Annotated in this window: 22 protein-coding genes; 9 read left to right on the plus strand and 13 right to left on the minus strand. The window is 75.0% G+C overall.

Annotation, left to right across the window (positions count from 1 at the left end):
- Window positions 1–19: 19 nt before the first annotated feature.
- Window positions 20–922, minus strand: a complete 903-nt coding sequence (locus ACWDRR_RS01095; protein ID WP_449770053.1) for an SMP-30/gluconolactonase/LRE family protein — start codon at window positions 920–922, stop codon at window positions 20–22.
- A gap of 223 nt (window positions 923–1,145) precedes the next feature.
- Between ACWDRR_RS01095 and ACWDRR_RS01100 the strand changes: the two genes are divergently transcribed.
- Window positions 1,146–2,117 (plus strand): polysaccharide deacetylase family protein, encoded by a 972-nt coding sequence (locus ACWDRR_RS01100; RefSeq protein WP_449770054.1) that lies wholly within the window; start codon window positions 1,146–1,148, stop codon window positions 2,115–2,117.
- Window positions 2,118–2,473: 356 nt separating this feature from the next.
- Window positions 2,474–2,701 (plus strand): hypothetical protein, encoded by a 228-nt coding sequence (locus ACWDRR_RS01105; protein WP_387879548.1) that lies wholly within the window; start codon window positions 2,474–2,476, stop codon window positions 2,699–2,701.
- Between the two features lie 193 nt (window positions 2,702–2,894).
- Here the strand turns inward: ACWDRR_RS01105 and ACWDRR_RS01110 are convergent, their stop codons facing one another.
- The 8 genes from ACWDRR_RS01110 to ACWDRR_RS01145 all read right to left on the minus strand — a co-directional run bounded on the left by ACWDRR_RS01110 (window position 2,895) and on the right by ACWDRR_RS01145 (window position 13,422).
- A complete protein-coding gene (locus tag ACWDRR_RS01110; protein WP_449770254.1) occupies window positions 2,895–3,560 on the minus strand; it encodes a 4'-phosphopantetheinyl transferase family protein in 666 nt (221 codons plus the stop codon).
- A gap of 143 nt (window positions 3,561–3,703) precedes the next feature.
- Window positions 3,704–6,073 carry an arylsulfatase gene (locus tag ACWDRR_RS01115; protein ID WP_449770055.1) on the minus strand — a complete coding sequence of 790 codons (2,370 nt, stop codon included), beginning with the start codon at window positions 6,071–6,073 and terminating at the stop codon, window positions 3,704–3,706.
- The gene (locus tag ACWDRR_RS01120; RefSeq protein ID WP_449770056.1) at window positions 6,070–7,671 is read right to left on the minus strand and encodes a dipeptide ABC transporter ATP-binding protein; all 1,602 of its coding nucleotides are present in this window, start codon (window positions 7,669–7,671) and stop codon (window positions 6,070–6,072) included. Before ACWDRR_RS01120 ends, ACWDRR_RS01115 begins: the two co-directional genes overlap by 4 nt.
- On the minus strand, window positions 7,668–8,534 hold the full coding sequence (locus ACWDRR_RS01125) for an ABC transporter permease (RefSeq protein ID WP_449770057.1): 867 nt from the start codon (window positions 8,532–8,534) through the stop codon (window positions 7,668–7,670). The genes ACWDRR_RS01120 and ACWDRR_RS01125 overlap by 4 nt, the downstream gene beginning before the upstream one ends.
- Before the next feature lie 3 nt (window positions 8,535–8,537).
- Complete coding sequence (locus tag ACWDRR_RS01130) at window positions 8,538–9,482, minus strand: ABC transporter permease (RefSeq protein ID WP_449770058.1); 945 nt, start codon at window positions 9,480–9,482, stop codon at window positions 8,538–8,540.
- A 3-nt stretch (window positions 9,483–9,485) separates the two neighbouring features.
- On the minus strand, window positions 9,486–11,072 hold the full coding sequence (locus tag ACWDRR_RS01135; protein WP_449770059.1) for an ABC transporter substrate-binding protein: 1,587 nt from the start codon (window positions 11,070–11,072) through the stop codon (window positions 9,486–9,488).
- 76 nt (window positions 11,073–11,148) lie between these two features.
- Window positions 11,149–12,387, minus strand: a complete 1,239-nt coding sequence (locus ACWDRR_RS01140) for an ROK family protein (RefSeq protein WP_449770060.1) — start codon at window positions 12,385–12,387, stop codon at window positions 11,149–11,151.
- A 75-nt stretch (window positions 12,388–12,462) separates the two neighbouring features.
- Window positions 12,463–13,422, minus strand: a complete 960-nt coding sequence (locus ACWDRR_RS01145; protein WP_449770061.1) for a TauD/TfdA dioxygenase family protein — start codon at window positions 13,420–13,422, stop codon at window positions 12,463–12,465.
- Window positions 13,423–13,996: 574 nt separating this feature from the next.
- Between ACWDRR_RS01145 and ACWDRR_RS01150 the strand changes: the two genes are divergently transcribed.
- Together ACWDRR_RS01150 and ACWDRR_RS01155 are read left to right on the plus strand one after the other, a co-directional pair.
- Entirely contained in the window at window positions 13,997–15,139 is a 1,143-nt protein-coding gene (locus ACWDRR_RS01150; RefSeq protein WP_449770062.1) for a winged helix DNA-binding domain-containing protein, read from the plus strand.
- 361 nt (window positions 15,140–15,500) lie between these two features.
- On the plus strand, window positions 15,501–16,331 hold the full coding sequence (locus ACWDRR_RS01155) for an SMP-30/gluconolactonase/LRE family protein (protein WP_449770063.1): 831 nt from the start codon (window positions 15,501–15,503) through the stop codon (window positions 16,329–16,331).
- Between the two features lie 59 nt (window positions 16,332–16,390).
- Here ACWDRR_RS01155 and ACWDRR_RS01160 read toward each other — a convergent pair whose 3' ends face one another.
- Window positions 16,391–16,648: a hypothetical protein gene (locus ACWDRR_RS01160; protein ID WP_449770064.1), complete on the minus strand. Its 258-nt coding sequence runs from the start codon at window positions 16,646–16,648 to the stop codon at window positions 16,391–16,393.
- Between the two features lie 293 nt (window positions 16,649–16,941).
- Here ACWDRR_RS01160 and ACWDRR_RS01165 point away from each other — a divergent pair, with 293 nt between their 5' ends.
- The gene (locus ACWDRR_RS01165; RefSeq protein WP_449770065.1) at window positions 16,942–17,439 is read left to right on the plus strand and encodes a cysteine/serine endopeptidase inhibitor; all 498 of its coding nucleotides are present in this window, start codon (window positions 16,942–16,944) and stop codon (window positions 17,437–17,439) included.
- 60 nt (window positions 17,440–17,499) lie between these two features.
- Here ACWDRR_RS01165 and ACWDRR_RS01170 read toward each other — a convergent pair whose 3' ends face one another.
- Window positions 17,500–18,093: a hypothetical protein gene (locus ACWDRR_RS01170; protein WP_449770066.1), complete on the minus strand. Its 594-nt coding sequence runs from the start codon at window positions 18,091–18,093 to the stop codon at window positions 17,500–17,502.
- Window positions 18,094–18,305: 212 nt separating this feature from the next.
- Between ACWDRR_RS01170 and ACWDRR_RS01175 the strand changes: the two genes are divergently transcribed.
- The 4 genes from ACWDRR_RS01175 (at window position 18,306) to ACWDRR_RS01190 (ending at window position 21,899) form a co-directional block, all read left to right on the plus strand.
- Complete coding sequence (locus ACWDRR_RS01175; protein WP_449770067.1) at window positions 18,306–19,718, plus strand: NAD(P)/FAD-dependent oxidoreductase; 1,413 nt, start codon at window positions 18,306–18,308, stop codon at window positions 19,716–19,718.
- 117 nt (window positions 19,719–19,835) lie between these two features.
- Entirely contained in the window at window positions 19,836–20,807 is a 972-nt protein-coding gene (locus ACWDRR_RS01180) for a DUF6528 family protein (protein ID WP_449770068.1), read from the plus strand.
- A 229-nt stretch (window positions 20,808–21,036) separates the two neighbouring features.
- A complete protein-coding gene (locus ACWDRR_RS01185; protein ID WP_449770069.1) occupies window positions 21,037–21,360 on the plus strand; it encodes a hypothetical protein in 324 nt (107 codons plus the stop codon).
- Window positions 21,357–21,899 carry an acyl-CoA thioesterase gene (locus ACWDRR_RS01190; RefSeq protein ID WP_449770070.1) on the plus strand — a complete coding sequence of 181 codons (543 nt, stop codon included), beginning with the start codon at window positions 21,357–21,359 and terminating at the stop codon, window positions 21,897–21,899. Before ACWDRR_RS01185 ends, ACWDRR_RS01190 begins: the two co-directional genes overlap by 4 nt.
- A 470-nt stretch (window positions 21,900–22,369) precedes the next feature.
- Here ACWDRR_RS01190 and manA read toward each other — a convergent pair whose 3' ends face one another.
- Both manA and ACWDRR_RS01200 read right to left on the minus strand, forming a co-directional pair.
- Window positions 22,370–23,638 (minus strand): mannose-6-phosphate isomerase, class I, encoded by a 1,269-nt coding sequence (manA, locus tag ACWDRR_RS01195; protein ID WP_449770071.1) that lies wholly within the window; start codon window positions 23,636–23,638, stop codon window positions 22,370–22,372.
- Window positions 23,639–23,717: 79 nt separating this feature from the next.
- Window positions 23,718–24,686, minus strand: a complete 969-nt coding sequence (locus tag ACWDRR_RS01200; protein ID WP_449770072.1) for an ROK family protein — start codon at window positions 24,684–24,686, stop codon at window positions 23,718–23,720.
- Window positions 24,687–24,695 lie beyond the last annotated feature (9 nt).

Consider the following 24,695-nt stretch of genomic DNA (forward strand, 5'->3'; position numbering starts at 1 on the left):
CCCACCGGGGTGGGGCGGGTCAGTGAAGCTGCCCCGGGACGTCGACCCGGACGGCCAGCAGCCGGCCGGTGCGGACGCCCTGCGGCGGCGGCCACTCGGCGGCGGTCACGAAGAGGGTCCGGCCGTCCGGGCCGCCGAGGGCGCAGGAGAAGCAGCCGAGGTCGAGCTCGATCCGCCGGAGCACCTCGCCGCCCTCGCGGACCCGGACGCAGCAGCGGCCCGGGACGTCGGCGAACCAGACCGCGCCCTCGGCGTCCAGGCAGATGCCGTCCGGTGCCGAGCCGGCCACCTCGGCCCAGACCCGGCGGTCGGTCAGTTCGCCGCCGGGCCCGATGGTGAAGGCGGTGAGCCGGCTCGCGTAGGACTCGGCGACGAGGAGCGTCGAGCCGTCGGGGGTGACGGCCATGCCGTTGGGGAAGGCCAGGTCGTCGGCCACCCGGCGGACCGTGCCGTCCGGGGTGACCAGGGCGAGCAGTCCCGGGGCGGGGGCCTCGCCGCCCATCAGGTCGAACCCGATGCCGTTGACGTAGGCGTTGCCGCGACCGTCGACGGCCACCTCGTTCCACGGCCGGTCGGAGAGCGGCCGCAGGTCCGCGTACGGGGTCAGGGTGCCGTCCGGCTCGCGGCGCAGCAGGCGCCGGTCGCCGCCGGCGACGATCAGCAGGCGGCCGTCCGGCTCGGGCAGCCAGTCGATGCAGAACGGGAACGAGGGGACGGCGGCGACCACGGTGGCCCGGTCGTCGCCGCCGACCGTGATCAGCTCCTGTGCGCCCCAGTCGCAGAACCAGAGCCGGCCGTCGTGCCAGCGGGGCGACTCGCCGAGGGCGAGCCCGGTCACGACGGTGCGGACGGGGTCGGCGGAGCGCGGAGCGGCCGGGTGTGGGTCGCGCGGGTTCGGGTCGGCGGGGTGCCGTTCGGGCATCGGGGCTCCTCGGTCGGCGGGCCCGGTGGCCGGGCGTTGCTGGGCTGTCCGGAGTAGGAGGTCGGACCGGCCGACTTCCTGTTCCGCCCGCGGCCCGGGCGGCGCTCGTGGCCGGGGGAGCGGCGGGGCGTCCGGGGCGTGGAGTTGCGGGTGTCCGCCGATCGGTATTCATAGAAGCAGACGGGCTATTTGTCAGACCTTATGACGATTTGGAGGAACGGGCATGGGGCTGAGTCGTCGGACGGTCCTGGTGCTGGCGGCGGGCGGTGCGCTGGCGGGGTGTCAGCCGGTCGCCAGGGCCGGGCGCGGGCCGCAGGCCGTGGCCACGGCGGGCGCCTCCACCGCCCCGGCGGTCGCCGCAGAACCCACCTCCGCAGCGTCCACCACGACCCCGCCCACCACGGCCCCGCCCACCTCCGCACCGCCCGCCCCCGGCCCCGCCGTCGCCCAGCCGCCCGCCGCGCCGGAGCCGCCGATGCCCGCCCCCGCCGGCGGCCGGGCCGAGGTGGTGGCCCGCTACGGGGACGCCGCGCCCGAGGAGTGGGGCCTGGAGGTGCCCGGGGTGATCACCGGCCTGCCGGACGGGGAGCTGGCCACGGCGCTCACCTTCGACGCCTGCGGCGGCCCCGGCGGCTCGGGCTACGACGCGGACCTGATCGACCTGCTCCGGACGAACGGCGTCCCCGCGACCCTCTTCCTCAACGCCCGCTGGGTCGACGCCAACCCCGCCGAGTTCGAGGGCCTCGCCGGTGATCCGCTGTTCGAGATCGCCAACCACGGGACGGCGCACCGCCCGCTCTCCGTCGCCGGCCGCTCCGCGTACGGGATCAGGGGCACCCGGGACGCGGGCGAGGTGTACGACGAGATCGCGGGCAACGCGGCGAAGCTGACCGCCCTGCTCGGCCGGCCGCCGCGCTTCTTCCGCTCCGGCACCGCCCACTACGACGACGTCGCGACCCGGATCGTCACCGGGCTGGGCGAACGCGTGGCCGGTTTCACCGTCAACGGCGACGGCGGTGCCACCTTCGCCGCCGGGCAGGTCCGGCGCGAGGTGGCGGCCGCGCCGCCCGGTGCGATCGTGATCGCCCACATGAACCACCCGGGCGGCGGGACGGCCCCCGGCTTCGCGGCGGCTCTGCCGGAGCTGCTGGCGGCGGGCCGCCGCTTCGTCCGCCTCTCCGACGTCCTGGCCTGAGCCACCGGGCGCGGCTCGCCCGAACGCCCCACCGGCCGGAGCCCGGTTTGTCAAGGGACCGTCCGAACTCTCCCACCCCGTACGGGAAGCGCTCCGGGGAGCCGCGGGCGGTGGCGGCCGGCTCCCGGCCGGGCCGCCCGGCGGCGGCGTGAGGGCGGGAACGGCACCGGAACAGGGCCGGAACGCGGCAGGAACGCGGCAGGAACGGCGTGGGAACGGGGAGCCCCGGCGGGCGCCGCCGCCCGCTCCGCGCCCTCGTGCCGGCCGGCGCCGTGCGGCCGGGCGGCCCGCTCGGATCCTGGAATTCGGTGACCTGGTGCGGCCCGGGACCGCGAACTGGGCGCATACTTCCAGGGATGACGAAATCACCTGCGCCGAGACGCCACCTGCCCACCAGTCCCTTCCGAACCGAGGTTCCACCGCCGCTCAAGGAGTTCGCCGCCGGTGACCGCGTGACCCACGACCAGTACGGTCTGGGCCGCATCATCAGCACCGAGACGGCCGGCCAGGGCGCGGTCCTGGTCGACTTCGGCTCGCACCAGGTGCGAGTCGTGCAGCCCTACGACAAGCTGTTCAAACTCTGAGCCGGGCCGGCCGCCGGAACCCCAGGCGGCCGATCCGGCCCTTCCCGCACCGGGCCCGTCCCGAGCCGGCGCTGCCCGGTTCGGCACTGTCCGGTTCGGCACTGTCCGATCCGGCCCGTCCCGGTCCGCGCTGCCCGTTCGCGTTCGCAGCGCCTCCGCGCAGGGCCCGGGCCGTCGTGCGCCACCCCGTGCGCTACCCCCGTGCGCCCGGCAGGACGGTGATCGCGGTGGCGAGCAGGCCGTCGCGGACGGCCCACCGCCCGTCGAACCCGGGGAGGCGGTGTCCGTCCACCACCGGGCCCGGGACCAGCAGGACGGCGTGGAAGGTGCCGTCCGGACGCAGCGTGATGTCCGCCTCCGAGAAGTCCAGGAAGATGCCGGTGAGCGGGAACCACGCCTTGTAGACGGCCTCCTTGGCGCTGAACAGCAGCCGGTCCCACGGCAGCCCCGGGTGGTCCGCGAGCAGCTTGCCGTTCCGCTCCAGCTCGGTGGGGAGCGCGATGGCGTCGAGCACGCCCTCCGGCAGGGCCTCGGCCGGTTCGGCGTCGATGCCGATCGAGACGACCTCGCCCGCGCGGGCCACGGCCGCGCCCCGGAAGCCGGCGCAGTGCGTCAGGCTGCCGACCACGCCGTCGGGCCAGCTCGGCGCGCCGCGCAGGCCGGGCACCAGCGGCCGGTACGGGACGCCGAGCCGGCCGAGCGCGAGGCGGGCGCAGTGCCGGACGGTGGTGAACTCCCGCCGCCGGGTCTCGACGGCGCGGGCGACGACCGCCTCCTCGGCGGGCTCCAGCCGCGCCTGCGGCGGATCGTCGTAGGCGGTCTCCACCACGACCGATGCGGGAAGCAGTTCGCCGATCACAGGTCCCCCCTGAATGTGTGGCATGCGTACGACGGCGAGCTTAACCCGGCCGGCCCGCCCCGGAGGAGGGGCGGCCGGCCGTTGGCCGAAGGTCGCCGCCGCTGCTCAGTGGGTCGCCGCGGCCGCCGCAGGTACCGCCGCGGCTACTCGAAGGCCGCCGCGGCCTCGCGCAGGGCCTGGGCGACCGTCTCGGGGTCGTACGGCGCCGGCTCGCCCGGCCGGTAGGTGACCGCGTGCAGGGCGCCGGTGTAGCGGAACGAGCGGTGCCGCTCGTACACCGGCCAGGAGACCGGGGACTTGCGGTCCACGCCGACACTGATCCCCTGGAACGGTGCCATGCCGATCAGCTGGTGGACCGGCCCGAGCCGCCCGCCCTCGGCGCCGTCGACCAGCAGGCGGAACTCCCACCTGAGGTCCGCCACCGCCGAGGCCTCGACGGTGATCAGGTGCGCGCCCGGCGCGAGCGGGCCGCCGTCGGCCTCGAACAGCTCGCCGTACTGGTTGTAGGCGAACCGCAGCCGGCCGTCCTCGACGTACAGGCTGTAGCCGCCGCCCTGGTCGCCGTGCGAGACCAGCACGCCCTGGTCACCGGCGCCGTGCGCGGTCAGCTCGGCCTCGATCCGGAAGGAGCGGAAGGAGATCAGCCGGGACGAGCGGTACCGCTCCAGCTCGGGGGTGCCCGCGAGCAGGGTGACCGGCCGCCGCAGCCGCTCGGCCTCCGGGCCGCGCAGGGCGAGCGCACCGCTGCCGTCGGCCAGCGGGAAGACGCCGTCGCGCCAGGCGGCCGCCTCCCAGGCGGCGGACAACTCCTTGACCAGGTCCGGGTGTTCGGCGGCCACGTCGTGGATCTCGGTCGGATCGGTGCGCAGGTCGTAGAGCGCCCACTCGCCGTCGTCGTAGGGCGCGCCGAAGCGGTGCAGGGTGACCAGCTTCCAGCCGTCCCGGTAGTAGCTGCGGTTGCCGGTCATCTCGCAGTACTGCTCGGAGTGGGTGGACGCGGCCGCCGGGTCGCGCAGGACCGGCGCGAAGCTGATCCCGTCGAGCGACTGCACCGGCTGCCCGGAGCGCTCCGACGGCCGCTCCACACCGGCGAGTTCGAGCAGCGTGGGCAGGACGTCGGTGACGTACTGGTACTGCGGCCGCACCCCGGTGTCGCTCCCGGCGCGCGGCAGGCCGGCCGGCCAGGAGAGCACGAACGGCACCCGTACGCCGCCCGCGTAGGTCTGGCCCTTGTAGAGGCGGAAGGGCGTGTTGGAGGCCATGCCCCAGCCGCGCGGGTAGTGCACCAGGCTCTGCGGGCCGCCGATGAGTTCGATCTCCCGTTCGACGTCCGGGTTCCAGTCGGCCGGCAGGTTCGGGTGGTGGACGAAGCGGCTGAAGTAGCTGCGGGTGCCCTCGGCGCCGCCCTCGCCGGTGCCGCCGTTGTCGGAGGTGAACACGATGATGGTGTTGTCGAGTTCGCCGAGCGCGGCGAGGGTGTCGGTGAGCCGGCCGAGGTTCTGGTCGACGTTGTCGACCATCGCCGCGTACACCTCCATGTACCGGGCGTACACCTTCTGCTGGACGTCGGTGAGTTCGGACCAGGGCCCGACGTCGTACCCGGCCTCGGCGTTGCGGTCGGGCAGCTCGGTGCCGGCCGGGAAGTGGCCGGCGGCGAGCTGGCGGGCGAAGCGGGCGGCGCGCAGCTCGTCCCAGCCGCCGTCGTAGCGGCCGCGGTGCCGGGCGAGGTCCTCGGGTTTGGCCTGGAGCGGGCCGTGCACCGCGTTGTGCGCGAGGTAGAGGAAGAACGGCTTGTCGGCGTCGTGCGCGCGCAGCGACTTCACCATGGCGATGGCCCGGTCGGTGATGTCGTCGGTGTAGTAGTAGTCGTCCGGGAACTCGTCGATGTCCAACGGGCTGTTGTCGCTGACGAGTTGGTGGGGGTGGAAGAGGCTGGTCAGGCCTTCGAGGACGCCGTAGTACTGGTCGAAGCCCTTCTGCAGCGGCCAGTTGGCGCGGTTGTCGGCGGCGTTGGAGGCGGAGTCGCGGGTCAGGTGCCACTTGCCGACGGCGTAGGTGGCGTAGCCGTTGTCGTGCAGCGTCTCGGCCAGGGTCGGGATGTCCGCCGCCACCTCCATGCCGTAGCCGGGGAAGCCGGGGTCGGCGTTGGCGACGAAGGAGTAGCCCACCCGGTGCGGGTTGAGGCCGGTGAGCAGTGCCGCCCGGGCGGGCGAGCAGAGCGGCATGGTGTGGTAGTTGGCCAGCTTGACGCCGCCCGCCGCGAGCCGGTCCAGGGTCGGCGTGGGGATCTCGGCGCCGAACGGCCCGATGTCGCTGTAGCCCATGTCGTCGATCAGCACGACGACGATGTTGGGCGCCCCCTCGCGCGGGCGGACCGGCTGCGGCCAGGCGGGTGTGGAGGTACCGAAGGTGCGGCCGACGGTGCCGGCGAAGCCGGCGTACGGGTCGCGGCGGCCGGCGTCGTGCGCGGGCCCGGGGGCGGCCTCGCGGCCGGGCTCGGGGGTGGTGCTCATACGGTGCTCCTGAGGGTGGGGCCGACGGCGTCCAGGCGCGGTACCGCGGCGAGGAGTTCGGCGGTGTACGGGTGCTCGGGCGCGGTGACCACGCGGTCGGCCGGGCCGGTCTCGACGATCCGGCCGCGGTGCATCACGGCGATCCGGTGGCTGACCTGGCGGACGACGGCGAGGTCGTGGGCGATGAACAGGACGGCCAGGCCGAGTTCGCGCTGCAGCCGGGCGAGCAGCTCGATCACCTGGGCCTGGACCGAGACGTCCAGGGCGGAGACCGGCTCGTCGCAGATCAGCACGCTCGGCCGGGGCGCCAACGCGCGGGCGATGCCGATCCGCTGGCGCTGCCCGCCGGAGAAGGCGCGCGGGTGGCGGTCCGCCGACTCCGGGTCCAGGCCGACCTGTCGGAGCAGCTCGGCGACCCGTGCGGCGCGTTCGGCCGCGCCGCCGAGCCCGTGCGCGATCAGCGGCTCCTCGATGATCCGGCCCGCCGTCATCCGCGGATTGAGCGAGGAGTACGGGTCCTGGAAGACCATCTGCAGCTCCCGCCGGGCGGCCCGGCCGCCGTCGCGGCCGAGTTCCGCGCCCCGGAACCGGATGGTGCCCGCCGAGGGCGCGTGCACCTGGACGAGTGCGCGCGCCAGCGTGGACTTGCCGGAGCCGGACTCGCCGACCAGCCCGAGCGTCTCGCCGGGGTGCAGTTCCAGGTCGACGCCGTCCAGCGCGGCGACCGGCCGCCGGCGCGGGCCGTACGTCTTGCGCAACCCGTGGACGGTCAGCAGCGGTTCGGGGCCCGGCAGGCTGTTGGCGGCGGCCTCGGAGGGCGCCTCCAGCCGGGGGACGGCGGCCAGCAGCTGCTTGGTGTACGGGTGCCGGGGCGCGGCGAGCACCTCGCCGGTGAGGCCGCGCTCGACCACCCGGCCCTCGCGCATCACCAGGATCCGGCGGCAGGTCTGCGCGATCACGCCGAGGTCGTGGCTGATCACCACCAGGGCGGTGCCGGTCTCCCGGTTGATCCGGGAGAGCAACTGGAGGATCTGCTGCTGGACGGTCGGGTCGAGCGCCGTGGTCGGCTCGTCGGCGACCAGCACCTCGGCGTCGTTGGCGAGGGCGAGCGCGATCATGATGCGCTGGCGCTGGCCGCCGGAGAACTGGTGCGGGTGGTCGCCCAACCGGTCGGCGGCGCCGGGGATGCCGACCAGGTCGAGCAACTCGGTGGCCCTGGCGGCACGTTGGGCCCGGCCGGCGCCGCCGTGGGCCCGCAGGGCCTCGTCGAGCTGCTTGCCGACGGTGAGCACCGGATTGAGCGAGGACATCGGATCCTGGAAGATCATCGCGATCCGCCGCCCGCGCAGGCCGCGCAGCGCGGACTCGGGCAGCGCGGCGAGGTCCTGTCCGTCCAGCTCGACCGAGCCGGCGGTGATCCGGCCGCCGGCCGGCAGCATGCGCAGCAGTGCCAGCGCGGTGGTCGACTTCCCGGAGCCGGACTCGCCGACCAGGCCGAGCGTCTCGCCGGCGGACAGCTCGAAGCCGACGCCGTCGACGGCCCTGGTGGCGTCGAACTCGACGGTCAGATCGCGTACCCGAAGGACTGGGCGGCTCAACGGCGGATCCCCCTGTTCAGGGCCTCGGCGATCAGCGTGAAGCCGAGCACCAGCGCGGTGGTCGCGGCCAGCGGGGCGGCCGCGAAGGCGGGGTGGGTGGAGAGGTAGGCGACGGACTGGCTGAGGATGGAGCCGAGGGTGGGCTCCGGCGGGCGGACGCCCAGGCCCAGGAAGCTCATCGCGCCCTCGATGAAGACGCCGATGGAGAGGGCGACGGCGGTCTGCACGATCAGCGGGTCGGCGGCGTTGGGGACGACGTGGCGCAGCAGCACCCGGAGCCGGGAGGCCCCGCCGACCCGGGCGGCCAGCGCGTACTCGCGCTCCCGCTGGACCAGGATGCCGGCCCGCAACTGCCGCCCGAAGCCGGGTATCTCGGCGAGGGCGATGACGATCAGCACCGGCCAGCGGCCGGGGCCCAGCACGGCCGTCACCGCGAGCGCCAGGATGATGCCGGGGAAGGCGAGCAGCAGGTCGAAGGCGCGCTGGACGGTGACGTCCGCCCACCGGGAGGAGGCCGCGAGCAGGGCGAAGGAGCAGCCGAGCAAGGCGCCGACCGGTACGGCGCTGAAGGTGATCGCGAGGTCGGTGCCGATGCCGTGCAGCACCCGGCTGAAGAGGTCGCGGCCCAGGTCGTCGGTGCCGAAGGGGTGGTCGGCACTGGGGCCGGCGAGCGCGAGGGCGCTCTGGGCGTTGGGGTCGAGGTCGGTGAGCAGCGGCGCGAACAGGCCGGCCAGCGCGATCACGCCGACCAGGGCGAGGCCGGTGAGGCCGCGCCCGGTGAGCAGACCGGCCAGGTAGCGGTTGCGGCGGGCGCGGGCGGTGCGCGGCGGCGCGCCGACGCTCGGGGTGGTCAGGGCGGTCATCGGTCACTCCCACCGGATCCGGGGGTCCAGCCACGCGTACACCAGGTCGGTGAGCAGCTGGACGGCGACATGGACGGCGACGATCAGCAGCAGGAGGTCCTGCACGACCGGGTAGTCGCGGCGGATCACCCCCTGTTCGATCAGCTGGCCGAGGCCCGGCCAGGCGAAGATCCGCTCCACCAATACGGCCCCGGCGATGAGTTGGCCGATCTGCAGGCCGAGCACGGTGATCGTGGACGGCAGCGCGTTGGGCAGCGCGTGCTGCCAGACGATCCGTCGGCGGGAGACGCCGAGGGCGGTGGCGGTGCGGACGTAGTCCTCGGCGAGGGCGCGTTCCAGGCCGTCCTTGAGGTAGCGGGCGAGGACGGCGGCGCTCGGCAGCGCCAGGCAGACGGCGGGCATCAGCAGGTACTGCACGGCGAGGTCCGGCTGGTCGAGCAGGGACTCGTGGCCGCCGGCCGGCAGCAGCCCGAGGGTGACCGCGAAGAGCAGCACCAGCAGCACGCCGGTGACGAACGGCGGCACCGCCAGGACGGCGGTGGTGAAGGCGCGTACGGCCGCGGCGACCGGCCGGCGGCGGGTGGTCGCGCCGAGCACGCCGAGCGGCACTGCGATCACGATCACCAGCAGCAGGGCGCCGAGGGTGAGTTGGGCGGTGGCGCCGAGCCCGTTGCCGATCAGGTCGGAGATCTGGCCGCCGATCGCGTAGCTGGGCCCGAGGTTTCCGGTGAGCAGGTCGCCGAGCCAGCCGAGGTACTGCGTGAGCAGCGGCTGGTCGAGGCCGAGCCGGCCGCGGATCGCGGCGACGGCCTCCGGCCCGGCGTCGGGCCCGGCCAGCGAGGTCGCCGGGTCGCCGGGGATCAGCCGCAGGATGAGGAAGACCAGGAAGGAGGCGAGGGCGAGGACGAGCAGCCCGGAGGGGAGCCGCCTGAGCAGGAAGGTGCGCATCGGTCAGGCCGTCAGGTAGGCGTCGTCGAGGTTGAGGTAGCCGAACTTGTTGAGGTCGGTGCCCCGGGCCTTCTGGCCGGCCACCTCGACCAGGCCGCCGATGGCGAGGTCGATCACGAACTCCTCGTCCAGCAGCACGTCGGTGATCTGCTGGTAGAGCGCCTTGGCCTCGGGGCTGTCGCTGTCCGAGCGGTTCCACGCCTTCTGGACGATGTCGGTGTAGGCGGGCGAGCCGAAGTGCGAGCTGTTCTTGGCCTCGTTGAACGGGTAGGCGCTGACCGCGAGGGTGGCGGGCTGGAGCTGGGCGAACCCGTGGCTGAGCGTCCACAGGGCCGGCATGGACTGCGCGATGAGCTGCTTCTGCATGGTGGGGGAGTCGGTGGGCTGGAGCACCGTCTCGATGCCGACCTGCTGGAGGTCGTACTGCAGGATCTGGGCGATCGCGGTGTTGCCCGGGTCGTTGGAGTGCGCGAACGGCAGGGTGATCGGGCCGACCCCGGCCTCCTTGAGCAACTGCCGCGCCCTGTCAGGGTTGTGGCTGTAGCGGGTGGCGTTGGCCTCGGTGTAGGCGGGCGAGGACTTGGGCCACGGCGCGGCCGAGACGGTGCCGTAGCCGCCGAGCGCCTGCTGCACCAGCCGGTCGCGGTCCACCGCCCAGGCGATGGCCTGGCGGACCCGCTTGTCGCCGACGTGCTCGGCGGTGAGGTTGGCGCCGATGTAGTAGGCGCCGGAGCCGGTGTCGTACTGCTTGATCCGGAACTGCGGGTCGTCCTTGAGGGTGGCCACGTCCTTGCCGCGGATGCCGTAGGAGAGGTGGGTCTGGCCGGTCTTGAGCGAGGAGAGCAGCGACTCCGCCTGCGGGACGATCCGGATCTCGACCCCGTCGAGGTAGGGGCGGCCCGGGTTCCAGTACTTGTCGTTGCGGGCGAAGGTGATCGAGCTGCCGGGCTTGCGCTCGGTGAAGGTGAACGGGCCGGTGCCGATCAGCCTGGTGCCGGCGACGGCGTCCTCGACGCTGGCCGAGTCCGGGATGATCATGAACTCGAAGAGGTCGAAGAGGTTGCTGACCGGGTGGGCGAGGACGAGGGTCAGCTCGAAGTCGCCGTTCTTGCGGAAGTCGGTGACGGCGGCGGCGGTCGAGCGCAGCTGGGCCGAACGGGCCGGGTTCTGCAGGTTCTTGACGGCGAACACCACGTCGTCGGCGGTGAACCTGCGGCCGCTGTGGAAGAGCACGTCGTCGCGGAGCTTGAGGGTGACGCTGGTGCCGTCCGCGCCGACCTGCCAGGAGGTGGCCAGTTCGGGCTGCGGCCGGAGCTGGTCGTCGTAGCGGGTCAGGGTGTTGAAGACCAGGCGCTGGACGAGGGTGTTGGCGCTCTGGGCGAAGAGCAGGCTCGGGGTGAAGTCGATTCCGGCGCCCACGGTGAGGACGCCGCCGCGCCGCGGGGTCGCCGAGCCGCTCGCGGCGGAGGAGGCGGTGTCCGCGGCCGAGCGGCAGGCCGCCAGCGTCAGCAGGCCGGCCCCGGCGAGGCCCCCGCGCAGCAGGGCGCGCCGGGAGAGGCCGGAGGGGGAGGGGGAGGTGAACGCGGTCATGGCGGGTCCTTCGGGAGGGGCGGGCGAGCGGGAGGAGGGGTGGCGCGGGCGGGAGCGGTCGGTCGGCGGTGGGCGGCTACCGGAGCAGCCCGTGCCAGGTCGGCGGCGTCCGGGCGGCCGCGGCCGTCGCCTGCAGCGGCCGGGCGTACAGCACGCCCAGCACCGCGGCCCCGGCGGCCACGGCCAGCGCGTCCGGGCCGCGCCGCTGGGCGATCACCAGGTCGGCGTCCCGACGCAGGTGCGAGCGGCGGGCGAACTCGGCGCGCACCACGTCCAGGTAGGCGGGGTCGAGCACGGCGAAGGTCTCGGTCAGCACCACGAGGTCCGGGTTGACCACGTCCGCCAGCAGGGCCAGCGCGCGGCCGATCACCTCGGACCGCCGGCGGACCAGCCGGTCGGCGCGCGGATCGCCGGCCCGCACCGCGGCCACCAGCCCGGCCCGGTCCGGCCGTTCGGTGACCCCGGCCGCGGCGGCCGCCTCGAACAGCGTGGTGTCCGAGGCCGCTGCCGCCAGACAGCCCAGCCGGCCGCAGTGGCAGAGCGCGTCGCTGTCGGGGACGGGCAGGTGCGCGACGTCCCCGGTGGCCGAGGCGGGTCCGAGGTGGACCACCCCGGCCACCGCGAGCGCGGCGTCGACCACGTGGCCGACGAAGAGCTGGACCATGCTGCGGCGCGCCGCCGGGTGGCCGAACAGGATCTCCGCCTGGGTGAGCGCCCGGGCGTGGTTGTCCACCTGGACGGGCAGCCCGCTGGCCTGCGCCAGCAGCTCGCCGAGCGGCATGTCCTGCCAGTCCAAGGGGTCATGACGCACCGTCATGCCGCGCTCCGGGTCCACCGCGCCGCCGGTGACGGCGCCGAGCGCGACCACCCGTCGGCCGCCGGGCACGGTGGCGAGCAGCCGGGGCAGCCGCTCCAGCAGCGGTTTGAGCACCGCGTACCCGGTACGGCCGCGGTTGCTCAACTCCTGCCGGTACAGCACGTTTCCGCGCAGATCCAGCAGCGCGAAGGTGGTGTACGGGACCCCGATGTGCAGCCCGGCGACGGCGAGCCGGTCGGTGTCGATGTCGACCGGCTGCTGCGGCCGGCCGACCGAGCCCACCCCGCCGGTCAACTCGGGCCGCTCGCCGAGCAGTCCGAGCCGGATGAGGTCCACCACCTGCCGGGACACCGCGGAGGCGCTGAGGCCGGTGAGCGCGGCGACCCGGCTGCGCGCGACCGGCCCGTGGTCGAGCACGGTCCGCAGCACGGCGGCGGCGTTGACGTCCCGCCGCTCGTCCCCGATCCGCAGGGCGGGGCGCGGGAGCGTGTCCGACATCGATGGGCCTTTCACGGGTGGTGTCGTCAGGGGGTGGTGTCGTCAGGGGTGGACCGGTGGGAGGGCCGGCGCGGGTCAGCCCTGGAGGGCGGCGGCCTCCAGCTCCGCCGCCGGCACCAGGCCGGCCACCTTCGGCGGCTCGGTCGGCTCCAGCAGCCGGCTCGGGGTGCCGTCCACGCCCACCGGCAGGTCGCCGTCCAGGGTGATCCGGCGGACCAGCCGCGGCTCGTCGCCGTAGTCGTTGACGGCGTAGTGCTGGGTCGCCCGGTTGTCCCAGATCGCCACGTCGCCGACCTGCCAGTCCCAGCGCACGGTGTTCTCCAGCCGCTCCACGTACCGCTGGAACAGCTCGATCAGGGCCCGGCTGTCCGCCCCCGAGACACCCTGGATGCGCTGCGCGAAGGCGCCCAGCAACAGGGTCTTCTCGCCGGTCACCGGGTGGACCCGGACCACCGGGTGCTCGGTCTTGAAGGCGGTGGAGACGAACACCTGGCGGAAGAGCGCGGCGATCTCGGCGTTGTCGGCCAGCTCGGGCCGCAGGGCCAGGCTCGCCGCGTAGTCGTAGTCGTTGGTGTGGACCGCGCGCAGGCTCTCGGCCAGCACCTTCAGCGGCGCCGGGAGGTCCTGGTAGGCGGCGACGGTGTTCGCCCACACCGTGCTGCCACCGGCGGGCGGCAGCTCCAGCGAGCGGAGGATGGACGCCTTCGGGTAGGACGGTACGAAGGTGACGTCGGTGTGCCAGTTGTTGGCGCGCACGCCCTTGGTGGCGTCGAGCTCGAAGATGTACCGGCCGTCGGCGCTGGGGACGGTCGGGTGGCCGACGGGCTGGCCCAACAGGCGGGCGAACGCCTCGTGTTCGGCGTCGTCCAGGTGCTCCTGGCCGCGGAAGAAGAGCACCTTGTGGCGGTACAGCGCGGCCTCGACGGCGGCGACGGTCCCGGCGGACAGGTCGCCACCGAGGCGGACGTCGTGGACGATCGCACCGATCCGGCCGGCGGCCGGGGTGATGCGGAGGTCGGTGAGGGCAGCGGTCATGGCGGATCCTCGGCTTTCTCGGGGCACGGGAAGGGAGCTGGAGCGGGCGGGGTGCAGGGCGGAGCGGCCGCCGGGCCCACGGGTCCGCGGCCGGTCGGGGGCACGCCGCAGCACGGCGCGGGGCGCGCACGGCGGGCGGGTGGCGCTGGACACGAGGGCACGGGCGGGCCGTGCGAGGGGGCCGGTCCGGGCTACCGGATCAGCGGGCGAGCGCTCCGCGACAACAACGGCGGAGGGCAACGCAGAGGCGGGGACAGGAAGGGCTCTGGACGCGGCGAACGGTGGTCATCGGCCCTCCTTCCGGCGTGCTGCGAGTGGGCTCGGCGCTCATGGTGCTGAAGTCCGAGGCCTGCTGTCAATCACCGTTCTGCCTGCTGGGAACGGGTGTTGCGGCACGATGAAGCCCTGTTGCGGCCGATGTCCGGGCGATGTCCGGCGTACGTCCCGACCGTATTCGACCTTGTCGCGGGCGTGTCGCAGTTATTAACTCTCGGAGCGCAAGAAACCCGGACCGGGCGGCGGGCCCCGGGCCCGCCGGCTTTCCCGCGGTCCGGGGGAGCGGGAGAATCCCCGCATGACGATCACTGCGCGTGCGCTCAACCGTGCCACGCTCGCCCGGCAGCTGCTGCTCGGCCGCGAGCGGCTCGACGCCGTCGAGGCGGTACGACGTGTGGTCGCCCTCCAGGCGCAGCAGCCCGCCTCGCCGTACCTCGCGCTGTGGAACCGGCTGAGCGACTTCGACCCGGCCGACCTCGATGCGGCCCAGGCCGACTTCCGGACGGTGCGCACGACGCTGATGCGGATCACGCTGCACACCGTCCACCGCGAGGACTACCGGGCCTTCCGCGAGGCCATGGAGCCGACCCTGCGCGCGTCCAGGCTCGGCGACTCCCGTTTCACGGCATCCGGGCTCGACGCCGACGACGCCCGGGCCGTGCTCCCGGACCTGCTGGACTTCGCCGACCGGCCGCGGACCAACGCCGAGTTCGGGGGCTGGCTGGAGAACCGGCTGGGCGGACCGCTGGATCCGGCGGCCTGGCGGATGCTGCGGCAGTACGCCCCGCTGTGGCACGTGCCCACCGGGGGCCCCTGGGCGTTCGACACCCGGCCGCCGTACGTGGCGGCGGGCACCCGGCCGGCGCCGGCCGGCCCGGAGGTCGCGTCCGAGGGCCTAAAGACCTTGGTCCGCCGGTACCTGGAGGGCTTCGGCCCGGCGTCGGTGGCGGACATGGCCCGGTTCGCGCTGGTCGGCCGGGCCCGGGTCAGGGCGGCGGTGCAGGCGCTCACCGACGAGCTGGAACAGCTGGCAGGGCCCGACGGCACGGTGCTGTACGACACCCCCGGCGCGCCACGGCCGGCCGAGTCCACGCCCGCTCCGCCCCGGCTGATGGCGATGTGGGACAGCACCCTGCTCGCCCACGACGACCGCAGCCGGGTCGTCCCACCCCCCTACCGCAAGCTCGTGACGCGGGTGAACGGCGACGTGCTGCCCACACTCCTGGTCGACGGCTACGTCGCGGGCGTCTGGCGTGCCGTCGACGGGGGCATCGAGGCCACCGCCTTCCACCCGCTGCCCGGCCACGTCTGGAAGGGCCTGGCCACGGAGGCCGGGTCGCTCACGGCGTTCCTCGCCGACCGCGACCCCGGGGTCTACCGCCGCTACGACCACTGGTGGGCCAAGCACCTGCCGGCCGCCGAGACACGCCTGCTTCCCTGAGCGGCCCGGCCCGGCGAACGCCGGGTCCGCACGGGGTGTTGGCGACGTCGGGAGCGGCGGGGCCGGCACGATAGGCAATCCCTTCCTGGCAGTCAGTCACGCTGGGATCCAGTCGTGATTGACGCCCCAGTGCGCGTCCGCATTGCCGCTTCCCCGTCGGGCGCTTGAGCCTCCGGGTGGTGCCGGCGTGGTCGGTGGCGGTGCTGCCGCGGGCGGTGTGTCGGTGGTCCGGTGTGGTGGACCGCCGACCCGGCCGTGAGGCTCGGGGGTCGTGGGTGGCGGGCGGGTGCGATGCTTCCCGGAGTCCTGCCGTGCCGACCCCGTCCCGTCGACCCCGTCGCCCAGTTCCGAGGAGAAGCCCATGCGTGCCGAGCCCGTTGCCGAAACCCCCTGCCTCGCCCTCGGTGAAGGGCCGATCTGGGACGCGACCGCCCGGAGCCTGCACTGGATCGGCATTCCGGACCGCCGGGTGCTCACCCTGCACCGGCCGAGCGGCCGGGTCACGTCGCTCGAACTGGAGGTCACCCCGGGCACGTTGATGCTCGCCGCGGAAGGCCGGCCGGTCCTCGCGACCGAGAGGGGCTTCGAGGCGCTGGACACCGCCACCGGCCGGACGGAGCTGCTCGCCGCCGTCGAGGCCGACCGGCCGGAGCGCCGGATGAACGACGGCAAGCGGGACCCGTACGGCCGGCCGGTCGCCGGCACGATGCAGCGCTCGGAGCCCCGGCTGCCGGGGTCGCTGTACCGGCTGGAGTCGGACGGGTCGGTGCTGCCGATCCTGGACGGCCTGGCCATCCCCAACGGCCTGGCCTGGCCCGAGCCGGACCGCCTCTGGCACATCGACACCCCGACCCGGCGGATCGAGCTCTACGAGTACCCCGAACACGGCCCGGTCGGCCGCCGGATCCGCTCGCTGGACGTCTCCCACCTGCCGGGGATGCCCGACGGCATGACGCTGGACGGGGCCGGGAACCTCTGGGTGGCGTTCTGGGACGGCGGGGCCGTGCACTGCCTCTCGCCGGAGGGCCGTCTGCTGGACACCGTGGAGGTCCCGGTGCCGCGCTCGACCAGCTGCGCCTTCGGCGGTCCGGAGCTGGAGACGCTGTACATCACCACGGCTCGCAGCGAGGAACACCCGCTCTCCGGTGCGCTGTTCGCGGTCGCGGTGCCGGGGGTGCGGGGCCGGGCCTGAGCGCGGCCGCCGCAGCGGTGGTCGGCCGCTGCGGCGGTGGCGGGGTCAGGGGCGCCGGCTCACTGCCCGAGCAGGCGGGCGAAGTCCAGTCCGAGGCTGCTGAGCACGGGCAGGGCGCCGAGGTCCGTGACCCCGCCGACCGGAATGCTGTAGCCCTGGTTCACCTCCCGCGCCCCGGCGGGCGCGGCGGCCGCCGTGGTCGCGGTGGCCGCGATGGCGCCGGTCAGGACGGCGGCGCCGAGCAGGGCGGCGCCGAGGGCGGTGCGGAGCGGGACGAGGGGCGAGGTGCGGGGCGAGGTGCGGGGCGGGGTGCGCAAGGGGGCCTCCGGGGAGTGGAACGCGTGACCTGACAACGCGTCACCCCGTGCTGCGGTCACGTATCGTCCTGCCTTCGGCCGCTTTCGTAAAGCTTCCTGCCTTGTGTTCATGACAACACATCAAAGGTATGGACCTCATCGACGGGCCGGGCATACGGTCCTTCCCTGGGCGGGCCGGACGTGTCCGAACTCCACTGCACCGCAGGCGATTCGGCCTGCTCGGGAGCTCCCGCAGGGCCGTCGGCCCCGCCCGTACTCGGTCATGCCGTCCGCACCGACAATCGGAGGGAACCATGCGAGTCGTCAAGAACCTCAGGATCCTGGCCGGCGCTCCGCTCGCCGCCGCCGCCCTGATCGCCCTGACCGCGGGCTCGGCCAGTGCCGCGATCCCGATCAACAAGCCGATGACCGGCAAGGCGACGTACTACAACGACGCCGGCTACGGCGCCTGCGGCACCCAGATCAACGCCGGGAACCAGATGCTGGTGGCGGTCTCGCACACCTGGTGGACCAGCGCCAACCCCAACAACGACCCGCTCTGCAAGGGCATATCGGTCAAGGTGACCTACCAGGGCAAGACGGTCACCGTCCCGGTCAAGGACAAGTGTCCGTCCTGCGACTCCACCCACATCGACCTCAGCCAGCCGGCCTTCGGCAAACTGGCTCCGCTGGGTCAGGGTGTGATCAACGGTCTGACCTGGCAGTTCGTCAAGACCGGCTTCGCGGGGGAGAGCATCCCGCTGTCCGCACCCGTCGAGGGCTCGACGATCGGCGCGGGCGCGTCCCGCTGACGTGCCGCGGGGCCGGGTCGGCAGGTGCTGCCGCCGGTCCGGCCCGTGGTGCTCCGGCCGTCACCCGGCGGCGGGCCGGTCGGACCGGTCGGCGGCCGGTGGGGCGTCGGTAGGGGCGTCGGTGGGGGCGTCGGTGACGGAGTGCTGCTTCAGGAAGGCTCCCGCGTGGGCGGCGGCCTCCTCCTTGGTGGCGGTGGGGGAGCCGGCCTCCCTGCTGCGCGTCCCGTCGGCGCCCCGGGCGCTCCACCGCCAGCCGCCCGAAGCCGCGTCGGCGAACAACTCGGCCGTACCGCCGAACAGTTCGAGGCTGCTGCCGGTCGGGGGCGCGGCTGCCGGCCCGTCGACGGCGTCGGGCCACTTCCTGCGGGCACCCGGCCGGGTGAGGCCCCGGGCCGCGCCGAGCCGTTCGTGGCCGGCGCCGTAGGAGGCGGCGGTCCGGGCGGCCGTCGCGGTCGGTCGCTCGACCTCCTGGTCCACCACGTTCCAGGTGCCGAGGACGGCCGGCGCCACCTCGGCCGGGTCCGCCGCCCACCGGCGGTCCGCGGCGTAGCCGGTCGCCCGGGCGCGCATGGCCGGGGCGAGCGGGTCGAGGGCGTCGAGGAGGATCCGGTCGAGCGCCGTCCGCTCGGTGGCGGTGATCTCAGGTGTCGACATGGTGGTAACTCTAGTTGTCGAAGCTCCTCCAGGGTAACTCTGGTTGTCGATTGGCATGTGCCACATCCGCACGGCAGCCGATCGCCGCCGCCCGCCCGGCGGCTCTGACACTGTGCAGGGCCGGGCAGGCGGATCCTGCCACCGTGTCGGTGGCCCCGGCGGTGTGCGGCGGCATAGCGTCCGGGGAGATCACCGAGCGAAGGCAGGTTCCCGTGGGCCGCACCGGCGACGAATCCCCGGCCGTCAACGGCGGCGTCTCCTTCTGGTACGCGCAGACCGGGCTGCCCGAGCCCCGGCCCGCGCTGCCGGGCGACGCCGACGCCGACGTGTGCATCGTCGGCGGTGGGTACACCGGGCTCTGGGCGGCGTACTACCTCAAGAAGGCCGACCCCGGGCTGCGGATCACCCTGCTGGAGCGCCGGTTCTGCGGCTACGGCGCCTCGGGGCGCAACGGCGGGTGGCTCTACAACGGGTTCGCCGGGCGAGCGGCCTTCGCCCGCCGGTACGGGCCCGGCCCGGCCGCCGCGATGCAGCGGGTGATGGACGCGGCGGTCGGCGAGGTCGCCGACACCGTCGAGGCCGAGGGCATCGAGGCGGACCTCGTCCGGGGTGGCGTCCTGGAGGTCGCCCGCACCCCGGCCCAGCTGGCCCGGCTGCGGGCCTTCGCGGAGGCCGAGCGCTCCTACGGCGCGGACCGCATCCACCTGCTGACCGCCGCCGAGACCGGCGAGCGGATCCGGATCGCGGGCACCCTCGGCGGCACCTGGACGCCCCACGGCGCGCGGGTCCAGCCCGCGAAGCTGGCGCGCGGACTCGCCGGGGTGGTGGCCGGTCTCGGTGTCCGCATCCACGAGCAGACCCCGGTCACCGCCGTCGAGCCGGCCACCGCCGGCTCCCGCGCCCGCGCCGTCACCCCGCACGGCACCGTCACCGCCGACCACGTGCTGCGCGCCACCGAGGGCTTCACCGCGGCGCTCCGCGGCGAGCGGCGCACCTGGCTGCCGATGAACTCCGCGATGATCGCCACCGAACCGCTGCCGCCGTCCTTCTGGGCCGGGGCCGGCTGGGCGGGCCGCGAGGTCCTCGGCGACTTCGCCCACGCCTACATGTACGCGCAGCGCACCGCGGACGACCGGATCGCCCTCGGCGGGCGCGGCGTCCCCTACCGGTACGGCTCGCGGACCGACGCGGACGGGACCACCCAGCCGGCCACCGTCCGGCAGCTGCGCGAGATCCTCGACAGCTTCTTCCCGGCCGCCGCCGGCGCCCGGATCGACCACGCCTGGGCCGGCGTGCTCGGCGTCCCGCGCGACTGGTGCGCCACGGTGGACCTCGACCGCGCCAGTGGGCTCGGCTGGGCCGGCGGCTACGTGGGAAGCGGCGTCACCACCGCCAACCTGGCCGGCCGCACCCTGCGCGACCTCGTCCTCGGCCACGACACCGAGCTCACCCGGCTGCCCTGGGTCGGTCACACGGTGCGCCGCTGGGAGCCCGAGCCGCTGCGCTGGCTCGGCGTCCACGCCCTCTACGCCGCGTACCACGCCGCCGACCGCCAGGAGTCCACCGGCCGACCCACCAGCTCGCCGCTCGCCCGGCTGGCGGACGCCATCTCCGGGCGGCACTGAGCGGCGCCGCGGTCGCACCCGGACGGCCCGGCGCCGTTCGGGCGTGCCGCGGTGGCAGCGGCGGCGGCAACGACGCACGGTGGTCCCGGAGTCGCTGACGGCGGAGGGACGGTGCGGGTGCGCAGATGGCGAGTGGGAGCGGTCGGGCTGGCGGTGGCACTGGGGCTCGGTGCGCCGACGGCCTCGGCCGCGCCCGGGCGGCCCGGGTGGGCGGTCGTGGTGGTGGACCAGGAGACGCGCAGCGTGCTTCTCCTGCAGAGCGCCGAGGAGCTGATGGCCTATCGGCGGCCGGACCGGCTGCCGGTGGTGTGGTCGTGGAGCGCGGACCGCGCGCCGGACCTCGCCGACCTCGCCCCGGAGCACAGCTGGTCGATGCCGGACGAGGCGAAGAGCCGGGTGCGGGGCGGGAGGCGCTTCCTGCTGACCGCCGCCTCCGGCGGGCTGGTGGCGGCCGTCGACACCGCGACCGGCGGCACGTACTGGGCCGCCGACACCGGCGCGGCCAACCCGCACAGCCTGGAGCTGCTGCCGGACGGCAACGTCGCCGTCGCGGCCAGCGAGGGCGGGTGGGTCCGGCTCTACGCCGCCTCGCAGGGCCCGCGCAGCACCGCCCACGCGGCGTACCCGCTGCCGGGCGCGCACGCGGTGCACCGGGACGGGCGGACCGGGCTGCTCTGGGCGGTGGGGGACGACACGCTCACCGCGCTCCGGGTGGGCGGCACACCGGCCGCACCCGTGCTCACCGCCGTCCGCAGGGTCGCGCTGCCGGAGCGGGGCGGCCACGACCTCGCGCCGGTGCTCGCCGCGCCGGGCCGGTTCTGGCTGAGCACCGCCGCGCACCTGTGGCAGTACGACCCGGCCGACGGGCGCTTCACCCGGGTGCGGCTCGGCGACGAGGCCGCGGAGCGCGACATCAAGAGCGTCGGCGACGAACCCGGCACCGGGCGGCTGCTCACCGCCGCCCCCGATCACGCCGGGGCCTGTTCCTGGTGCACCTCGGTCCTCCGGCTCCACCGTCCGGACGGCATCCGGACGTTGCGCGGTACACAGGTGTACAAGGCGCGCTGGTGGGCCAGTTGGGGCGGCTGACCGTCGCTCAGGGTGACCGTCGGGGTGGCATTCGGCTGATGCGGCAGATTTTATGCCCCGACAAACTACTCCAATGGTGGGCAGTTTCCCGTAGGTCAGCGCAAACCTCGTATGCGGTGCCCGCCCTGGGATAGCGTCAAGTCCACCGGGGGGTGCGTGACTGCGTCAGTGCCGCTCCGGTCCGTTCGAACGCATCCGACAAATGCTCTGACTAATTCGGGAGAAACTCGTGGGTAATAGCCTTTCGGAAATCCGGCCGGTCGCGGTGGACGAGCTGCGGCTCGCCGTGGACTCGCTCGCGGCCTTCCCCGCCCGGGGCGGGACCGGGGGCGCCGACGTCCCCGAGCGGCTGGCGGCGGTGGCCGAGCTCTGCCGCGCCGTCGACGGCGTGCTGGACAGCCTGGTCGTCCAGGCCGCCGCCGAAGCGGCCGAGGAGGGCTGGACGGCCGCCCGGATGGCCTCCGAACACGCCGTCTACTACGCCCGGTTGCGGCGGGCGCTGCTGCCCGTCGGAGCGGGCGGCCAGGGCGATGCCGGGCTGAAGAAGCCGTGAGCGCGCCGCACTCCAACGCACATGTCCTGACCTGCCCCACCCGGTGGAGCGACGTGGACGAGAACGGGCACATCAACAACGCCCGGCTGGTCTCCTACGTCCAGGAGGGGATTTACGACCTCTTCTGCCACCACAAGGTCGCCGTCCGGGAATCCCTTTTTCCGTCCGGATTCCTGATCGCACGGCACGAGATCGATTACCTGGAGCAGTTGCACCACCAGCCGGAGCCATTGCTGGTACGGCTGACGGTGGCGCAGCTGGGCCGAAGTTCCGCCCATGTGGTGGTGAATGTCTGCCGCGATCCGCTCACCTATATGCGGGCACGCACCGTGGTGGTCGCGCGGGATCGGGAATCGGGCCGTTCCCGTAAACTCAGCCAGTCCGAGCGGCGTTTTCTCTCGGCGTTCGTACCGGGCGAGGCCCCGATCGAGTCGCGGTCCTCGGCGCCGTCGCAGCGGGTGCAGGTGCTGGCATCGCGCGGCCCGCTGCCGGGCTCGGCGCACCGCGCCCGCCGACGCTGTCGCGCCTCGGCGCGCTGACGGCGGCGATGCCGGCACCGATGGCGCTGCCGGCATCCTGAGCAGGGCGAGGCCCGCAGGGACCGCAGGCACCGATGGGCGGCGGGTACCGCGGGAACCGAGAGGCCCGCAGGGACCGCAGGCACCGAAGGGCGGCGGGTTCCGCGGGTACCGAAAGGCCTGCAGGAAGAGAAGGAACCGAAAGGCCCGCAGGAACAGCAGGGACCGAAAGGCCCGCAGGCACCGAAGGCCCGCACGGCCCGGGACGGCTGTGGCCGTCGCGGCGGCGGCAGGGGTGGCAGCGGCGGCAACGGCGCCGCCGACTGCGACGCACCCGCCCGGTGCCCGGGCCCGGCGCCCGCGACCCGGACGCACCGCGCAGGCGGCGGCGCGGGTGTGCGGGGCGTCCGGTGGTCACCGGCCCGGCGGAGCCGTCCCGCAGGGGCGCCCCCGGGACAGCCGCCCGAGGTACCCGCGACGGCCCCGAGTCCTCAGCCGGTGGTCGCGCGGAACAGCTCCGCGCCGGCGCCGTCCAGGGTGACGGGCTCGCCGGACGGACGCAGGTACGCCGATCCGCCCGGCAGCAGGTCGAGGGTGTGCCCGGTCGCGCTCCGCAGCCGGGCCCGCCCGGCGGTGCAGAGCAGGATCTGCGGCGCGGCCAGGTCGACCCGGGCGGGGGCGGCGGCGGGCCGCAGCCGGGAGAGCCGGAACTCCTCGGCCGGTGAGGGGAACACCTCCTCGATCCCCTCACCGGCCGCGTCGACGGCCCCCGGGCCGTCCGGCGGGGCGACGCAGGGGCCGGCCGGCGACGCGGTGAGCACGCGGGGCTCGCCGGTCCGGAAGGAGGTCACCGCCAGCAGCCCGTCCACGTCGATGTGCTTGGCGGTGAGACCGCAGCGCAGCACGTTGTCCGAGTTGGCCATCAACTCGACGCCCAGGCCGTGCAGATAGGCGTGCGGCACCCCGGCGCCGAGGGCGAGCGCCTGGCCGGCCCGGAGCCGGACGTGGTTCAGCAGCAGCGCGGCGACCAGGCCCGGGTCCCCGGGGTAGTCCCGGGCGGCCCGCGCGTAGGCGGCGCAGGCGGCGGCGTACGGCCCGCCGTCGGCGGCGACCCGTCGCAGCGCCCCGGCGACGGCGGCGAGCTCGGCCGGGCCGGGGCGGACGTCCTCCAGGACGTGCCGCAGCATCGCCGGCAGGACCTCCTCGGCGGGCCGGTGGCGCAGTGCGGTGGCCCAGGGGGTGAGCAGCGGGACGGCCAGCGCGTCCAGCAGGCCGGCCGTGTCGGACACCGGCCGGAAGCCGCAGAGTGCCTCGAAGTCGCCGAGGGCGCAGATCAGTTCGGGCTTGTGCCCGCGGTCCCGGAAGGTGCGCTGCGGGGCGTCGAGGGGGATGCCGCGGGCCTCCTCGGCGGCGAAGCCGGCCTCGGCCTGGGCCCGCGAGGGGTGCACCTGGAGCGAGAGCGCCCGCTCGGCGGCCAGCACCTTGAACAGGAACGGGAGCTGCGGGCCGAACCGCTTCACGGCGTCCGGCCCGAGTTCGCCCTCCGGGTCCTCGGCGATCAACCGGTCCAGCGGGCGCGGGCCCGCGCCGTCGTCCCGCAGCGAGGGCGCGGACGGGTGGGCGCCCATCCAGAGCTCGGCCTGCGGCTCACCGGTGGGCGGGGTGCGGGTGAGCGCGGGGATGGCGGTGCCGGAGCCCCAGGCGTAGGCGCGGACGGGGTTGGCGAGCGGGGCGAACGGGGGACGGGTGGGTGTGGGCATGCGGGCGTCTCTCGTGAGGGGGCCGGGGGGAGGCCCGGCCGGGCCTCCCGTCCCGGACCGGGCCGGCCGGAGCGGGGCCCTACGACCCGGACCGGGCCGGACGGCAGAGCGCCGCCGCTCCGATCAGGCCCGCGTCGGTGCCGAGTTCGGCCCGGCGGACGTCGAGGCCGCGGATGTAGGGCAGCGCGGCGTACCGGTCGAGGTGGCGGGCGAGCGGGTCGAACAGCGGGGCGCCGGCGGCGGCGACCCCGCCGCCGATCACCACCCGGTCGAGGTCGACCAGGGCGGCGGTGGCGGCGATGCCGGCCGCCAGCGCCTGGGCGGCCCGGTCGAAGGAGGCGAGCGCGACCCGGTCGCCGGCCAGCGCGGCCGCGGCGACGGCGCGGGCCGAGCGGTCCCCGTCCGGGTCCGAGGGCCGCCAGCCCCCGGCCAGCGCCCGCCGGGCGATCGCCGGACCGGCGGCGATGCCCTCCAGGCAGCCGCGCGAGCCGCACGGGCACGGGTCGCCGTCCAGGTCCACGCTGATGTGGCCGAGGTGCCCGGCGTTGCCGCTGGGGCCGGGCCGTACCGCGCCGTCCAGGACCAGCCCGGCGCCGACGCCGGTGGAGACCACCAGGCAGAGCGCGTTGGCGGCGTCGCGCGCCGCGCCCCGCCAGTGCTCCGCCGCCGCCATCGCGACGCCGTCCCCGGCCAGCGCCACCGGGGCGCCGAGCCCGGCCACGGCCGGGTGCGCGGCGACCTCGGCGACCAGCGGGAACGCCCGCCAGCCGGGGATGTTGACCGGGCTGACGGTGCCGTGCTGCAGGTCCACCGGCCCGGCGCTGCCGATGCCGACGGCGGTCACCGCGGCCCAGCCGGGGGCGGCGGCCAGGTGGTCGAGCACCCGGTGCACGACGGCCAGCACGGAGGCGCCGGACTCCTTCGCCGGGGTGGGCAGTTGGAGCCGGTGGGAGAGCTCCCCGCGCTCGTCGACGAGCGCCCCGGCGATCTTCGTCCCGCCGATGTCGAGGGCGGCGAACAGCGGGCGGGCGGGCGGGGCGGCGGTCATCGCGGGTGG

The sequence above is a fragment of the Kitasatospora sp. NPDC003701 genome (assembly GCF_053587085.1).

Coding starts and splice junctions, on each gene's coding strand:
- ACWDRR_RS01135 (WP_449770059.1), bottom strand. CDS start 11,072: ATGACCGCGTTCACCTCCCCCTCCCCCTCCGGCCTCTCCCGGCGCGCC.
- ACWDRR_RS01170 (WP_449770066.1), bottom strand. CDS start 18,093: ATGTCGACACCTGAGATCACCGCCACCGAGCGGACGGCGCTCGACCGG.
- ACWDRR_RS01095 (WP_449770053.1), bottom strand. CDS start 922: ATGCCCGAACGGCACCCCGCCGACCCGAACCCGCGCGACCCACACCCG.
- ACWDRR_RS01100 (WP_449770054.1), top strand. CDS start 1,146: ATGGGGCTGAGTCGTCGGACGGTCCTGGTGCTGGCGGCGGGCGGTGCG.
- ACWDRR_RS01145 (WP_449770061.1), bottom strand. CDS start 13,422: ATGACCGCTGCCCTCACCGACCTCCGCATCACCCCGGCCGCCGGCCGG.
- ACWDRR_RS01105 (WP_387879548.1), top strand. CDS start 2,474: ATGACGAAATCACCTGCGCCGAGACGCCACCTGCCCACCAGTCCCTTC.
- ACWDRR_RS01140 (WP_449770060.1), bottom strand. CDS start 12,387: ATGTCGGACACGCTCCCGCGCCCCGCCCTGCGGATCGGGGACGAGCGG.
- ACWDRR_RS01200 (WP_449770072.1), bottom strand. CDS start 24,686: ATGACCGCCGCCCCGCCCGCCCGCCCGCTGTTCGCCGCCCTCGACATC.
- manA (WP_449770071.1), bottom strand. CDS start 23,638: ATGCCCACACCCACCCGTCCCCCGTTCGCCCCGCTCGCCAACCCCGTC.
- ACWDRR_RS01115 (WP_449770055.1), bottom strand. CDS start 6,073: ATGAGCACCACCCCCGAGCCCGGCCGCGAGGCCGCCCCCGGGCCCGCG.
- ACWDRR_RS01125 (WP_449770057.1), bottom strand. CDS start 8,534: ATGACCGCCCTGACCACCCCGAGCGTCGGCGCGCCGCCGCGCACCGCC.
- ACWDRR_RS01150 (WP_449770062.1), top strand. CDS start 13,997: ATGACGATCACTGCGCGTGCGCTCAACCGTGCCACGCTCGCCCGGCAG.
- ACWDRR_RS01165 (WP_449770065.1), top strand. CDS start 16,942: ATGCGAGTCGTCAAGAACCTCAGGATCCTGGCCGGCGCTCCGCTCGCC.
- ACWDRR_RS01130 (WP_449770058.1), bottom strand. CDS start 9,482: ATGCGCACCTTCCTGCTCAGGCGGCTCCCCTCCGGGCTGCTCGTCCTC.
- ACWDRR_RS01155 (WP_449770063.1), top strand. CDS start 15,501: ATGCGTGCCGAGCCCGTTGCCGAAACCCCCTGCCTCGCCCTCGGTGAA.